This is a genomic window from Frankia sp. AgB32 (assembly GCF_023243045.1).
In the GTDB taxonomy this organism is placed as follows: Bacteria; Actinomycetota; Actinomycetes; order Frankiales; family Frankiaceae; genus Frankia.
Window position 1 is genome coordinate 54,078 of the sequence record NZ_JALKFX010000021.1, and the last position, 13,494, is coordinate 67,571.

The window sequence follows — 13,494 nt, forward strand, 5'->3', positions numbered from 1 at the left end:
CGGACGCATGTCCCGGGCTCAGCGCCGGCCGCGACCGGGTCCCGGGGCCAACCCCGGGCCAACCCCGGCGAGAGGGGGAAGAGCGTGCGGGTGGGAACGAGGACGTGAGCGCCGATGCGGCCACGACGGGCGCGCCACGCTCGCCGTTCGCGCGGGTCTTCGACGACGCCCTGGTCACCGCGGGTGTCCGGGCCGACGCCGGCGAACGGGTTGCCGCCTTCGTCGATCTCGCTCGGCGCTACCAGGAGCCCGGCCGGCATTACCACACGCTGCGGCACATCGCCGAGACGACGGCTGCCCTGCGCGTGCTGATCGCCGCCGAACGTCGCTCGGTCGACGGCGACGAACAGGGGATCACCGCTGCCTGCGTGCTCGCCGTGTACTTCCACGACGCCGTCCTTGACCCGCGGATGGCCGACAACGAGCAGCGCTCGGCGGACCTGGCGGCCGCGGTCCTCGCTCGGTTGGGCTGCCCGGCGGCCGTTGGCGCGGCCGTCGCCCGGCTGGTCCTCGCCACCGCGACGCACCGGTCGGACGAACGGGACGAGGCCCTGGTCAACGATGCGGACCTGCGGATTCTGGGCCGCCACCCGGCTGCCTACGACCGGTATGTCCGTCGGGTGCGCCGGGAGTACGGCTGGCTGGACGACGAGCAGTGGCGCCGGGGGCGCACCCAGCTCCTGCGAGGGTTGCTCGACGGCCCCCTCTACGCCACCGTCCTGGCACGCCACGACTGGGAGCGGCCGGCCCGCCTCAATCTCGCCCGCGAGCTGGCCGCACTGTCCTGACGGTGGCGACCGAGCGCCTGCCGGACCGGTCCTGGTCGGCGCGCTCCACCGCATCCCGGTCCTGACGGTCCCAGTCATGACCGTCCCGGCCGGGACGGCCCGTCGGCGGCGGATGCCGGCGGGCCCAGGCGGTCGCCAGCACGCTGGCGAGCAGCAGAGCACTGATCACCGGCCCGGTGCTGAAGTCGGTGGGCGTCGGTTGCAGCCCCGGCCAGGTCACCGCGTACAGGCACAGGGAGGCGCTGGAGCCGACGCCGATGGCCACGAGGCGCAACCGGCGCAGGATCGGCATTCCGATCACTCCGGCCGCACCGCAGGCATATCCGAACACCGAGGCGGCCAGCAGGATGCCGCCGACCGCCCACACCGCCGAGTCGGGCAGCCAACCGAGGACATCGGTCGAGCCGTTCCACCGGTAGCGCTCGCCTGGTGTTCCTGTTGGGGCACCGGGCCAGACCAGCAGATGGACCAGCCCGTAGCAGAGCAGCACCGAACCTGCGGCGGCTGCCCCGAGCAGCCGTACGGCGTCGAGGATCGCGCGGTGCCGCCACAGCCTGGGCTGGTTCACGATGCCCGCCCCGGAATCGAGCCACGCGGAATCGTCAACGATCGGATCGTCTCCAGAGCGCTGGTGTCTGCGGTGCTGGCGTCCCGCGCGGTGCCCGGGGGTCGGCCGTCGGCCGGATGCGGGTGGCCTGCCCCGGAACGTTCACTCCAGGGGATGTCCACCCTGGTGGTGGCGCATCCGGACTGCTCCGGCGCCAACCGGGGCGCTGCCGGCTCCATCGTCGCCTCGTCGTGGATCGACGTGCCGGGCCTGCCCGCCAGAGATGCACTGCCCGCCTGTGCGCCGTTCGCTGCCGGCGCGGCGGTGCTGGCCGGAAAGGCGGTGCTGGCCGGAAAGGCGGTGCTGGCCGGAAAGGCGGTGCTGGCCGGGACGGCAGTGCTGGCCGGGACGGCAGTGCTGGCCGGGACGGCGTCGCCAGCAGGGGAGACGGCGCCAGCAGGGGAGACGACGCCGGGGTTCGAAGGGGCGGTGCCGGCTCGGGTGGCCGGAGGAGACACAGCCGGCAACGACGGGTCCGGGGAGGGACCGGAACGGGGAACGACCGTGACGGCGGTGGGAGCGGTCGGGGGGTCGGCTGCGGCGGTGGCGCCGGCCGCGGTGGCGGCCGCGAGCACGGCGGCGGCCAGGACGGGATCGAGACCGGGCGGCACGGTTCGCAGGTCAAGCAGGCAGCAGCCCTGCTCCACGCGTCCGAGCACCGGAGGTTCGCCCCGGCGCAGCGCCACCGCGACCACCGCGTCGAGCGCGACGGCCGCGCTCGGTAGCTCGACCCCCACCGCCGGGTACCCGCACCGGCATCCACGCTCGCCGCGTACCGGCGGCGGGCCGGCGGCACCGTCGTCGACGACGGACCGGCTGGACACCGCGGACGCGGCGATTCCGGCGCGACGCAACCAGGCCGCGAGGGTCTCGGCACGCGCGGTCAGCCTGTCCGGGTGAACGCGCAGTGCCTGCCGCACCGGCGAATCACCCTGCCGCAGGGTCGCCTCCAACGCGGCGAGGGTGAGCTTCCCGGCCTGCATCGCCCGGGACATCGGATGCCGGCGGATCCGTTCGATCAGGTCCGCGCGGCCGAGCAGGAGGCCGCATTCGGGACCACCGAGCAGCTTGTCGCCGCTTGCCAGCACCAGGCTCACGCCGCTATCCAGCCAGCTCGTGGCATCCGGCTCGCTGGCCAGCAGCGGTTCCGGCCAGAGCAGACCGGATCCGCAGTCCGCGACGAGGGGCACGGTGAAATCGGCGCAGAGTGCGGCGAGGCTGCCCACGGCGGGGCGGTCGGCGAACCCGACCACCCGGTAGCCCGTGGGGTGTACCCGCAGCACGAAACCGGTGCGCGGGCCGATCGCGTCCGCGTAGTCGCCGAGGGTGGTGCGGTTGGTGGTGCCCACCTCGCGCAGCCGGGCCCCCGCGGCGACGAGCAGGTCCGGCAGCCGGAGACCGTCCGAGGTCTCGGCCAGCTCACCTCGGCTGACGACGATCTCGCGCCGTCCGGCCAGCGCGGCCACCGCCAGGGTGAGTCCGGCGGCGTTGGTGTTGACGACATGGACGTCGGCCGCCGCCGGCACCGCCGCGGCCAACGCGGCGCGCGCGGTCCGGCCCCGCCGGTCCCGACGGCCGGTGTCGAGGTCGAGTTCCAGATCGGTGGTGCCGGCCGCCAGGTCCACCGCGGCGCGGGCGGCCGCTGACAGCTGCGCCCGACCAAGGGAGCCGGGCAGGAGGACTCCCGTGGCGTTGATCACCGGCCGTAGTCCGGTCGCGGTACGGGCGAGCGCCGACGGCGCCGGGACCGGGTCCGTGGCGGCGCCGAACTCGGGAGGTGCCTGGTCGACCATCACTTCACGTAAATTTAGTGACGCGATCCGTGAAGTCCAGGCGGGTGGCCCCCGCAACGATGTGTCTCCTCGTGTGCTTTCCAAATGCCCAGGTGACGGTGGTGGTGGGTGATGCGCGTCATCCGCCGGCCGGGTAGTGTCCACGCCTGAAGGGGAGTAGCCCCGCCGAGCGACCGGATCCGCGGCGCACGGCCGCTGTCACCGACTGTGTCGGTGGAGCGGTCGGCCACGGACTGCGCGCGGCCCGGATCGTCGACATACTGGCGCCCGCCGTCCGACCAGCAGATGGTCGCCGACGCGGGTTCCCGGCGGCCGGGCCCGGCCCTCGTGGCCGGGTGGGCGAGACCTTCGACACGGCAGGCAGCCGGGTCGAAGGCGGACTCCCGCTCACGGCCCGGCCCTACGGAGAGGTCCCGGCGTGAGTATCACTGCGGCACTGGTCACCTTTGGCGTGATCTTCCTGGCTGAGCTGCCCGACAAGACGATGGTCGCGAGCCTCGTGCTCGGCAGTCGGTTCCGCCCGCTGTATGTCTGGGTGGGCGTGGCCGCCGCGTTCGCCGTGCACGTCACCCTGGCGGTGGCGGCGGGCAGCGTGTTCTCCCTCCTCCCGAGCCGGATCGTGGACTCGATCACCGCGCTGCTGTTCGTCATCGGCGCCGTCCTCGTACTGCGGGAGGGCCGGGAGAGCGAGCCGGACGGCGACGGGCAGGACGAGGCCGCCGCTGCGGTCAGCGCTGCGGCGGGCGACGGCGGGGGGCCGGGGGGGGGGCGGGGGGCGCCCCCCCCCCCGGGGGGGGGCGGGGGGGGCCCCCCCGCCGGGGGGGCGGCGGGGCGGCGCGGCGCGGGGGGGGGGGGGCGGGGCCCGCGGGGGGGGGCCGGGGGGGGGGGGGCGACGGCGGGGGGCCGGCGTCGCCCGCCCCCCGGGAGGCAGGCGACGCGAACCATCTTGGCGCATCGGGAGGTGCCGCAGCGCCAGTGGCGTTCTGGCGAGTGGCGACAACCTCCTTCGGTGTGGTGTTCCTCGCCGAGCTCGGGGACCTCACGCAGATCTCGACGGCGAACCTCGCCGCCCGCTACGACTCCCCGGTCATGGTGTGGCTCGGCGCGGTGCTGGCACTGTGGACGGTGGCCGCGCTCGCCATCGCCGGCGGGCGTGGCCTGCTCAGGGTGCTGCCGATCTCCGTGATCACCCGCGTTGCCGCCGCGGCGTTCGCGGTGCTCGCGGTGCTGTCGGTGATCGAGGCGGTGCGCGGATAGGCGCCATCGGAACGCCTCGTTCAGCCGGCCGGGTCCGGCCTGGCGGGCCAGCGCGGATCAGCCGTGGCGAACACGAGCACGACGTCGGTGTCCGAGGAGAAGTCGACGAGTCGGGCCTCCTGGGGCAGCAGGGTCAGCGCGCGGCCCAGCTCGGCCGGCGCCGCGCCCTCGGGCACGGCCACGACCCACCGGCGGTGTGCCAGGGCGGATCCGTCGAGGCCGGCGCCGGAGATCCGCCGCCCACCCGGCGAAACCGCCAGGTCGGGAGCCTGGGCCGGTGCGCCGGACTCGGCCGCCTCGACCAGCAGCTCCGCCAGGCGCAGTGCCTCCTGGGGCACCAACCGCAGGGCGGCTGGCGGCGCGCCGGGCATCCGGGCGTCCAGCAGCACCAGCGGGGTGCCGGGTTCGGCGCCCGGGTGCGGCGCGATCGAGACGGCCGCGCCGTCCGTGCGGCTGAGGAAGGTGACCACCTCCGGGGGAGTGCTGCCTCCGCGGGGCCAGGGCGGGTTGATGTCCATGGTTCGACGCTCTCACCCGAGGACGTGTCATCCCATCCCGTCCGGCGGGGAGAAGACGGGAGGGACCTGTCGGGGCGGCGCCGGGTGGCGACGGTGCGTCGCCCGGACCACCGCGAGCGGGGCGACGTCGACCTGATGTGAGGAGAACCGCCTTCGGCGGGGCGGCCGGCGGGTGTGGAAGTCAGGTGGCCGGGGTACGTCCGCATCGTCGTGCTTGCCAGGGGTGCGACGCGTGGTGGGAGGCAGCCCGGCCGGCCCCCTGCGGCGCCCAGGCCGTCCGGTCGTCAACGGAGCCATGGAGCCAAGTGTTCGGGTTGAGGTGACCGGCCGCGACGCCATCATCGTTCACCCAGTCGGAGAGATCGACTACTCGTCCCTGGACCCCTTGCGGGAGGCGCTGCTCGACGCCCGTATCGCCGGGGTACGGGACATCATCGTCGACCTGACGGAAGTGAGCTTCCTCGATTCACAGGGGCTCGCGGTCATTCTTTTCGCCCATCAGCGACAGCGTTCCGCGGGCGGCCGGCTGGCACTGCGCAATCCCAACGAGGACGCGCGGCGGCTGCTGACCGTCACCAATCTCAGCACCGTCATCCACGTGGATCACACCGAGACGGCGGCATCCAGCCTGGCGAGTCGCCGCGGCAGCTGACCGCGGCCGCGTTCACGGAGTCGGGTCGGAGCGGGACTGCTCGGCCGAGCCGGTCCAGTGGTAGGACACATCCCGGGTGTAGGTGCTGAACCCGAGGGCGCAGTACATCCGCACGGCGCGATCGTTGTCCTCGTCCACGTACAGCAGCACCGAGTCGAGCCCCTGGTCCCGCAGGTGCCCGAGCCCGGCCAGGGTGAGCGCCCGGCCGAGCCCGGCACCGCCGGCCCCGGGCCGCACACCCACCACGTAGACCTCACCGATCGGCCCCGCGGGCCGGCCGGCCGGCGGCATCGGATCGACCTCGTGGATCTTGGTCCAGTGGAAGCCGACCAGGTGCCCGTCACGCTCAGCGACGAAGAAGCCCTTCGGGTCGAACCAGGGCTCGGCCTGCCGCCGGGTGAGGTCGTCGAGTGTCCACCGGCCCTGCTCGGGATGGTCGGCGAAGGCGGCGGCGTTCACGGCGAGCCATGCCTCGTCGTCCCGGCCGGGCTGGTAGGTCCGCAGGGTGATCCCGGCGGGTGGCTCGGCCGGCGGGAGCGCCGGCCCGGCAGCCAGCGGGCGGCGCAGTTGGAACAGCACCCTGGTCCGGGCGAAGCCGAGCCGATCGGCGAGGGACGCGGCGGCCGGCAGGTCGCCGTGGGCCCAGACGTCGAGGCGCATGGGCGCCGACCCGGCCGCCTCGGTCAGCGCGGTGGCCAGAGCGGTGCCGACACCGCGGCGCCGGTGGTCGGGATGCACCACGAGCTCGGCCTGGCCCTCGCCCGGGACGCCGCCCAGGTGCGCGTAGCCGACGAGCCCGCGTGGGCCTGCGGCCGGCGCGTCAGCGGTCCCGACCGCGAGCAGGTGACGGCCGGTGCCCAGCCGCAGGCCGGGCCGCAGCGTCAGCCGAACGTCCTCGGAGACCGGGCCGGTGCCGTCGGCGTGTTCCGCGGCGGCGAGCAGGTTCTCGATGTCGTCGACGTCCGCGCCGCTGAGCGTCGGCCGCCAGGTCAGGGAAGTCACCACACGACCGTATGGGCCGCACCGGGGGGCTGTCCCGCGTTCGCGCGCCCGATCCCCCGGGCGGGCGCCGGGGGGGATCGGGCGGCCGGGTGAATGGCCGCCCTGCCCTGGTCCGGTGTGGTTGGGGCCGGATCGGGGCAGGGCGGTGCGGCTAGACCCGCTCGGGCGTGCGGGCGTCGACGCGGCCGGCCGACCCGGGCGCGCCGTCCGCCAGCGGTGTGATCGACGGCGCCACGAACTTGTAGCCGACGTGCCGGACCGTGCCGATCATCGCTTCGTGCTCGGGGCCGAGCTTCGCGCGCAGCCGCCGGACATGGACGTCCACCGTGCGGGTACCGCCGTAGTAGTCGTAGCCCCATACCTCCTGGAGCAGCTGGGCCCGGGTGAAGACCCGTCCCGGGTGCTGCGCCAGGTACTTCAGCAGCTCGAACTCCTTGAAGGTGAGCTCGAGCGGCCGGCCGCGCAGCTTCGCCGAGTAGGTCGTCTCGTCGACGGAGAGATCGCCGGACCGGATGACACCGGCCTCGGCGGTGCCGCCGGCGGCAGCGACCCGACCGATGGCCAGTCGCAACCGGGCCTCGACCTCGGCGGGACCCGCGGAGTCGAGGACGACGTCGTCGACTCCCCAGTCGGCGGAGACCGCGGCCAGGCCACCCTCGGTGACCAGCGCCAGCAGCGGCGTGGTGAGACCGGTGGTGCGCAGCAGCCGGCACAGGCCGCGGGCGATGACGAGTTCCCGCCGCCCGTCCACCACGATCACGTCCACAGGCGGAGCGTCCAGCAGCGCACTCGCCTCGAGCGGTGCCACCCGTACCGTGTGCGTGAGAAGGCCAAGGGACGGAAACGATTCAGCGGAGGGACCGGGGGCGTTGGTGAGCAAAAGGACGACGCTCAAGACGACTCCTCCAGGGTGGTGTGGTGGGGCAGCGTCGACCCGGTGAGTATCTCGATGTCCGGCACTGGGTGTCTCACGACCGTCATGGGCATGAAACGAAGGTCGGTATGTGGGGAGGATAGCGGAGTGCACTACTCGGCTCCTACCGTCTACGGGATGCTGCCGACCGCCGATTCTGAGATCCTGGCCACGAGCCACGCCAGAAGGCTCGGCTCTATGCGCGGAGAGTCACATCGGCTCGCGAGTGTGCTCGTCCACGGCGTCTCCGGCTCCATGAACAGTCCCGCGTTACGGCGGATTTCGTCTGGATTGCGGGAATATGGCGGAGTCCTGGTGATGGACCTGCGGGGCCACGGGCGATCAACGGGGTGGTGCACCTTCGGCGATCGTGAGGTCTTCGACGTGGACGCCGCCGTGGCCGCGGCTCGCGGACTTGGCTACCTGCACGTTGTCACGATCGGCTGGTCCATGGGCGCGGCGGCGGTGATCCGCCAGGCGGGCCTCGCCAACACCGGCACGCTCTGTCACGGGCGGCGGCTCCGGCGCGCGCCGGACGGGGTCGTCAGCGTGAGCTCCACAAGCCGCTGGTTTGTTCGCGACACCGCGCCCATGCGGCGGATTCACTGGTTTGCGGAACATCGCACCGGCCGAATGGTGGCGCGTGCGGCGTTACGCGTGCGTATCGATCCCCGCGCCTTCGCGCCTGTCCCACGATCACCCCTGGAGATGGTCGGTGCGATCGCACCGACTCCGCTGCTGATCGTGCACGGTCGGCGTGACCGGTATTTCACGCTGGAGCGCCCACGCGCACTCGCCGCGGCGGGGGGGGGGGGGGGGGGGGGCCGGGGGGGGGGGGGGGGGGGGGGGGCGCGCGCGCGCGCGGGGGGGGGGGGGGGGGGCCCCGCGGGGGGCCCCCCCCCCCCCCCCACCGCCGAACTCTCGGACCTGCGCAGGCAGGTCGACGAGACGCTCGACACGCTGATCGCCAGGTTCTACGCCGAGATTCCGTACGCGGATCACCAGGCGCGCGGCGAGGAAATCAACATGGCGTACTACAAGCGCCACAACATCGAGACCATCCTGCGGCTGCGCCGCAAGCGCACGATCGACGCGCTCGCCATCGGCTACTTCACCAAGCGTGACCCGGTCCGCGGGGCCGCGTGGGCGCACTACGTCGAGGACGAGATGCTCCACGACGAGTGGTTCGCCGGCGACCTGGGCCGCGTCGGCGTGACCAAGGACGAGATCTACTCCACCGAGCCGTTCCAGGCCACCAAGCTGCTCACCGGCTACCTCCAGTACGGCATGGAGTTCGAGGGCACGCCGCTGGCCCTGCTGTGCAGCGTCTACTTCGTCGAGTACACGACGACGGAGACCCAGCCGTCCTGGGTGAAGAACCTCGAGGACAAGCTCGGCCGGGAGAAGCTCGCCGGCGCCCGCCGCCACGTCGGCACCGACATCGAGGACGAGCACGCCGACTTCGTCTGGGGCGTGCTCACCTCCCTGGTCGCCTCCCCCGAGGACGAGGCGAAGGTGCTGGCCCACATCAAGATCGTGGCGAACCTGTGGGTCGCCTACTTCCTCGAGCTCTACCAGGCGGTCGTGGCCCCGGCGACCAGCGCCTTCGAGGCGGCCGGCAGCCTGGCCGGACGGTTCGCCTGACCCACGCCCGTACGCACGGGGGGAACCGTTTATGGCACCCGCACCACCGACAGCATCACCGGCGGACACAGCATCACCGGCGGACACAGCAGCACCAGCGGACACAGCAGCGGGCCCGGCTGTCCGGCGCAGCGTCGTCCGGTTCACCCGCGACGGCTGCCCGCTGGGCCCGTCGGAGGAACGATGGCTGCGGGAAGGCCTGATCGCGGCGTTGCCCGACCTGCGGATGGCGCAGCTTTTCGCCCTGCGCCCCGGGCTGCTGCGCGAGGCGGAACACCTGGTCGTCGGCGTCGAGCGGGACAGCGGGCAACCGGTGTCCGCACTGGGGGCGAGCTGGGAGCGCACCACCGGCGGCCGCCGGTTCCTGCACATCGGCGTCCAGTTCGTCGCGGCGACGCTGCGCGGCGGGCAGGTGTTCAGCACGAGCTGGCTCGCGTTGCTCGAGGAGGTCATCGCCACCGGGGGGTTTCCGGTGCTCTCCGCGCTGCGCACCTACAACCCGGTCGCCTACTGCGCGATGCGGGCCTACGGCGAACTGCCCGGCGCGGTGATGTACCCGCGGGTGGCGCGCCCCGCCGCGGCCACCGCGCGCCCCTGCGGGCGGGACGGATCCGTGCCTGGCGGCGGATCCGCACCCGGTGGCCGGCCGAGCGCCGGCGACCCGGTCGACCACGATCGCGGCGTCCGGGCGCTGGCCGGCGAGATCGCGGCGACGCTCGCCCCCGGTGCCGCCTTCGACCCGGCCAGCGGGCTGCTGGCCGGCATCGGCGTCCCTCGCGACCTGTACCGCGAGCGTCCGCTCGGCGCGGACGCGGCGGTCAACGCGCACTTCGCCCGGTACACGAGCCCCGGCGATCGCATCCTCTGCGCGGTGCACGTCCACGACCCGGCCACCGCCGACGCGATCGTCGCGAACTTCGAACGCCGCTCAGCGCGGTCCTCGACGTAAGGAGCACACAGTGGCAACCAGTCTGGATCTGACCGGCAAGGTAGCGGCCGTCGTCGGCGCGGCGTCGGGGATCGGCCAGGCGATCGCGATCGGCCTGGCCGAGCAGGGCGCTGTCGTCGAGTGCGCCGACGTCGACACCGTCGGCCTCGAGCAGACCGTCGCGGAGATTCTCGCCGCCGGCGGCACGGCGAAGGCCTCGACCGTCGACGTGCGGTCCTCCGCCGAGGTCGACGACCTGTTCGCCCGGGTCGTCACCGACCGCGGCAGCCTCGACATCGCCGTCGGCACCCCCGGCATCAACATCCGCAAGCCGCTCGTCGACTACACCGACGAGGAGTACACCGCCGTCACGGACGTCAACCTGCGGGGCAGCTTCAACGTCCTGCGCGGCGCCGGGCGGATCATGGCGGTGCGGGGTGGCGGCAGCATCATCGTCATCTCGTCGATCAGCAGCCGGGCGGTCGAGCCCGGCCAGGTGATCTACGCGGGCACGAAGGCCGCGCTGGCGCAGATGGTCCGGGTGCTCGCCGCGGAGCTCGGGCCGTCCGGGGTGCGGGTCAACGCGATCGCCCCCGGTCCCGTCGAGACGGCGCTGACCGTGCCGATCCGCTCCTCCGCCCGCTGGGCGGACGCCTATTCCGAGAAGGTCGCACTCGGCCGCTGGGCGAAGCCGTCCGAGATCGCCGGCCCGGCGCTGTTCCTGGCCTCCGACGCCGCCACCTACGTCAACGGCGAGGTGCTGTTCGCCGACGGCGGCTGGGTCGACCTCGACGCGCGTTTCGCGGACGAGAAGGCCGTCACCACCGAGTAGTGGCGCGCCGCGCCACCGAAGCCAGGCCCCGCCGTCACCGGGGCCACACCAGTACAGGGGGGATGAAGGAGTGGATATCGCCGTCGTCGGCGCGACGGGTGTCGTCGGCCGAGAGGCGCTGGGGCTGCTGGAGTCCGGGTTCCTGCCGGACGTCGGGCGGGTCGTGCCGGTCGCTTCGGCGGGCTCGGCGGCCCGCGACCTGGGCGAGGAGCTCGGGCTCACGCTGAAGGTCGAGCCGGTCGTCGCGCTGGAGCAGTTCGACCCGAGCACGGTGGACGTCGCGGTGTTCAGCGCCGGCGCGCCGATCAGCATCGAGTGGGCTCCCCGGTTCGCCGCGGCGGGCGCCCTCGTCGTCGACAACAGCTCGGCGTTCCGGATGGAGGACGACGTCCCGCTCGTCGTCCCGGAGGTCAACCCGCACACCCTGCGCACCCGCCCGGCGCGCGGCATCGTGGCCAACCCGAACTGCTCGACGATCCAGCTCGTCCGGGCGCTGCACCCGCTGCGGGAGATCGGCGAGCTCGAGCGGGTCATCGTCGCCAGCTACCAGTCCGCCTCCGGCGGCGGGCTGCGCGGCCTCGGCGAGCTCGCCGACACGACCCGGTCGCTGCTCGACGGCGCCGACCCGGCGCAGGGCACCCCGGGGAAGTTCGGTCAGCCCCTCGCGTTCAACCTGGTGCCCGAGATCGGCCTGCGTGACGACGAGGGCCACTCGCACGAGGAACGCAAGCTGCGCCGCGAACCACGCAAGATCATGGAGATGCCGAGCCTGCGGGTCGCGGCGACCGCGGTGCGGGTCGCCGTCGTGAACGGCCACTCCGAGGCCGTGCACGTCGAGTTCGCCGACGCGGTGTCGGCGGCCGACGCGCTCGCCGCGCTGCGCGCCGCGCCGAACCTGCGCGCCTACGGCGACGACGAGGGCTACCCGATGCCGCGGTTCGTCTGCGCGTCACCGACCGAGCGCCGCCTCGTCCACGTCGGCCGGGTGCGCAGCGACCCGGACGACCCCCGCGCGCTGTGGCTGTGGGTCGTCGCCGACAACCTGACCGTCGGCGCCGCGCTCAACGCCCTGGAGATCGTCCGGCTGGCCGGCGAGAGGGCGTGGCTGTGAGCGGCTCGAACGGCACCGCCGGGGCGGGTGCGGCGGCGGACGTCGTCGTGCTGAAGTTCGGCGGGGCGTCGTTCGCGGCGCCGGGCGCGCACCGGCGGATCGCCGCGCACGTGGCCGGACGGCTGGGCGGCAACGCGCCGGGGCCGCGCCACGCCGTCGTGGTCGTCAGCGCGGTCGCCGGGGAGACGGACCGGCTGTCCGCGGCGATGCGGGCGGTGAGCCCCGACCCGGACCGGGAGCTGCTCGCCGCCGCGCTGATGACCGGCGAGACCGTCAACGTGGCGCTGATGACCGCGGCGCTGCGCGAGGCCGGGCTCGACGCGGTGCCCCTCGACGCCGCCGACACCGGCTGCGCGGGCATCGGCGAGCCCCACCACGCCGAGCTGCGCGCCATCGATCCGCGGCCGCTGCGCCGCCACCTCGCCGGCGCCCCGACGGGCACGGCGCTCGTGCTGCCGGGCGGGCAGGGCATCGGGCTCGACGGGCGGCCGGTGATGCTGGGCCGCAACAGCTCGGACCTGTCCGCGATCGCCGCCGCCATCGCCCTCCGCGCCCCGGCCTGCGAGATCTTCTCCGACTCCCCCGGCATCTGCACCGCCGACCCGCGGCTCGTACCGGGCGCCCGTACGCTGGCGACCGTCGGGTACGACACGATGATGACGATGTCCCGGCACGGCGCGAAGGTGCTGCACCACTCCGCGGTCGACTGGGCCCGCCGGCACGGCGTGGAGATCCACTGCCGCTCGCTGCTGCCCGCCGGGAAGGTGTGCTCGGTCGTCGCGGCGGCACCGACAAGCGATCCCGCCGTTCTCGTGCACGGCAGCGGCGCGGTGTGGGCCGGCGAGGCGAGGCTGGTCCACGCCGTGCACGCGGAGCTGACCGGGTCGGGCTCCGACGCGGTCGTCGTCCACACCTCAGGCACCTTCGGTGGTAACGGAAAAATTTGGACCGCCGACAACCGCGACGGAGACGTGGCACATCTTGTACTAGCTGACGCTGTCCGGGATCTACAGCCGAGAGGCCTGCGGCACCTCGGCGGCATGCGGCTAGTGACCACACTGTTCCCAGACGGTATACTCGAGCATCGCATCGGGCCGTCGACGGACGCCGCCGCGGCCGCCCGAGCATTGCACGAGACGTTCTGTCGGCCTGACGTGTCGCCTCGACACACGGCCTCTATGGCGGACCTTCAGGCCGGGGACTCTGCCCTCCGCTGAGTCGAGGAAACCGCTCCACGCGAGGGCATATTCCGCAAACTGATCAGCCGAAGCACATTGCGGTGGTACCTTGCGAGGGCGTCTCCAAAGCCGGAGGACTGATGTCGAGAACCTGGAAGGTCGCCGTCGCGGTGCTGGCCGTCACCGCCATAGCGCAATGGCGCTTAGTTAAGCGGTCCGGGCAAGGATGATCTTCGGTGGCTGATCATGTCGGGTGCCGGTGTCTGTTGGG

13 protein-coding genes and 1 pseudogene are annotated in these 13,494 nt (G+C 73.5%); 9 read left to right on the forward strand and 5 right to left on the reverse strand.

The features are described from left to right. Positions 1 to 104 precede the first annotated feature (104 nt). Positions 105 to 788 (forward strand): HD domain-containing protein, encoded by a 684-nt coding sequence (locus tag MXD60_RS09110; protein WP_248818564.1) that lies wholly within the window; start codon positions 105 to 107, stop codon positions 786 to 788. Here the strand turns inward: MXD60_RS09110 and MXD60_RS09115 are convergent. Both MXD60_RS09115 and selA read right to left on the reverse strand, forming a co-directional pair. Further along, complete coding sequence (locus MXD60_RS09115; protein ID WP_248818565.1) at positions 754 to 1,356, reverse strand: hypothetical protein; 603 nt, start codon at positions 1,354 to 1,356, stop codon at positions 754 to 756. The two genes, MXD60_RS09110 and MXD60_RS09115, sit on opposite strands and share 35 nt — an antisense overlap. Further along, entirely contained in the window at positions 1,353 to 3,188 is a 1,836-nt protein-coding gene (gene selA / locus MXD60_RS09120) for an L-seryl-tRNA(Sec) selenium transferase (protein ID WP_248818566.1), read from the reverse strand. Before selA ends, MXD60_RS09115 begins: the two co-directional genes overlap by 4 nt. A 484-nt stretch (positions 3,189 to 3,672) precedes the next feature. On the opposite strand from selA, the pseudogene MXD60_RS30270 reads away from it, so the two are divergent. Both MXD60_RS30270 and MXD60_RS09130 read left to right on the forward strand, forming a co-directional pair. Beyond that, positions 3,673 to 3,816, forward strand: a pseudogene (locus MXD60_RS30270) (TMEM165/GDT1 family protein); the annotation flags it as partial. A 362-nt stretch (positions 3,817 to 4,178) separates the two neighbouring features. Then, positions 4,179 to 4,445, forward strand: coding sequence for a TMEM165/GDT1 family protein (locus MXD60_RS09130; protein WP_248818567.1), 267 nt, complete (start codon positions 4,179 to 4,181; stop codon positions 4,443 to 4,445). Positions 4,446 to 4,465: 20 nt separating this feature from the next. Here the strand turns inward: MXD60_RS09130 and MXD60_RS09135 are convergent, their stop codons facing one another. Continuing rightward, on the reverse strand, positions 4,466 to 4,963 hold the full coding sequence (locus MXD60_RS09135) for a frankia-40 domain-containing protein (RefSeq protein ID WP_248818568.1): 498 nt from the start codon (positions 4,961 to 4,963) through the stop codon (positions 4,466 to 4,468). Positions 4,964 to 5,258: 295 nt separating this feature from the next. On the opposite strand from MXD60_RS09135, the gene MXD60_RS09140 reads away from it, so the two are divergent. After that, positions 5,259 to 5,615 (forward strand): STAS domain-containing protein, encoded by a 357-nt coding sequence (locus MXD60_RS09140; RefSeq protein WP_248818569.1) that lies wholly within the window; start codon positions 5,259 to 5,261, stop codon positions 5,613 to 5,615. A gap of 12 nt (positions 5,616 to 5,627) precedes the next feature. Here MXD60_RS09140 and mshD read toward each other — a convergent pair whose 3' ends face one another. After that, on the reverse strand, positions 5,628 to 6,617 hold the full coding sequence (gene mshD / locus MXD60_RS09145) for a mycothiol synthase (RefSeq protein ID WP_248818570.1): 990 nt from the start codon (positions 6,615 to 6,617) through the stop codon (positions 5,628 to 5,630). Positions 6,618 to 6,768: 151 nt separating this feature from the next. After that, positions 6,769 to 7,512 (reverse strand): response regulator transcription factor, encoded by a 744-nt coding sequence (locus MXD60_RS09150; protein ID WP_248818571.1) that lies wholly within the window; start codon positions 7,510 to 7,512, stop codon positions 6,769 to 6,771. A gap of 336 nt (positions 7,513 to 7,848) precedes the next feature. Between MXD60_RS09150 and MXD60_RS28695 the strand changes: the two genes are divergently transcribed. The 5 genes from MXD60_RS28695 (at position 7,849) to MXD60_RS09175 (ending at position 13,262) form a co-directional block, all read left to right on the forward strand. Further along, entirely contained in the window at positions 7,849 to 9,174 is a 1,326-nt protein-coding gene (locus MXD60_RS28695; RefSeq protein WP_283098061.1) for a hypothetical protein, read from the forward strand. A 31-nt stretch (positions 9,175 to 9,205) separates the two neighbouring features. Next, a complete protein-coding gene (locus MXD60_RS09160; protein ID WP_248818572.1) occupies positions 9,206 to 10,123 on the forward strand; it encodes a hypothetical protein in 918 nt (305 codons plus the stop codon). Between the two features lie 10 nt (positions 10,124 to 10,133). Continuing rightward, positions 10,134 to 10,934, forward strand: a complete 801-nt coding sequence (locus MXD60_RS09165) for an SDR family NAD(P)-dependent oxidoreductase (protein WP_248818573.1) — start codon at positions 10,134 to 10,136, stop codon at positions 10,932 to 10,934. A gap of 70 nt (positions 10,935 to 11,004) precedes the next feature. After that, the gene (locus MXD60_RS09170) at positions 11,005 to 12,045 is read left to right on the forward strand and encodes an aspartate-semialdehyde dehydrogenase (RefSeq protein ID WP_248818574.1); all 1,041 of its coding nucleotides are present in this window, start codon (positions 11,005 to 11,007) and stop codon (positions 12,043 to 12,045) included. Then, a complete protein-coding gene (locus tag MXD60_RS09175) occupies positions 12,042 to 13,262 on the forward strand; it encodes an amino acid kinase family protein (RefSeq protein ID WP_248818575.1) in 1,221 nt (406 codons plus the stop codon). Before MXD60_RS09170 ends, MXD60_RS09175 begins: the two co-directional genes overlap by 4 nt. The last annotated feature ends 232 nt before the right edge of the window (positions 13,263 to 13,494 follow it).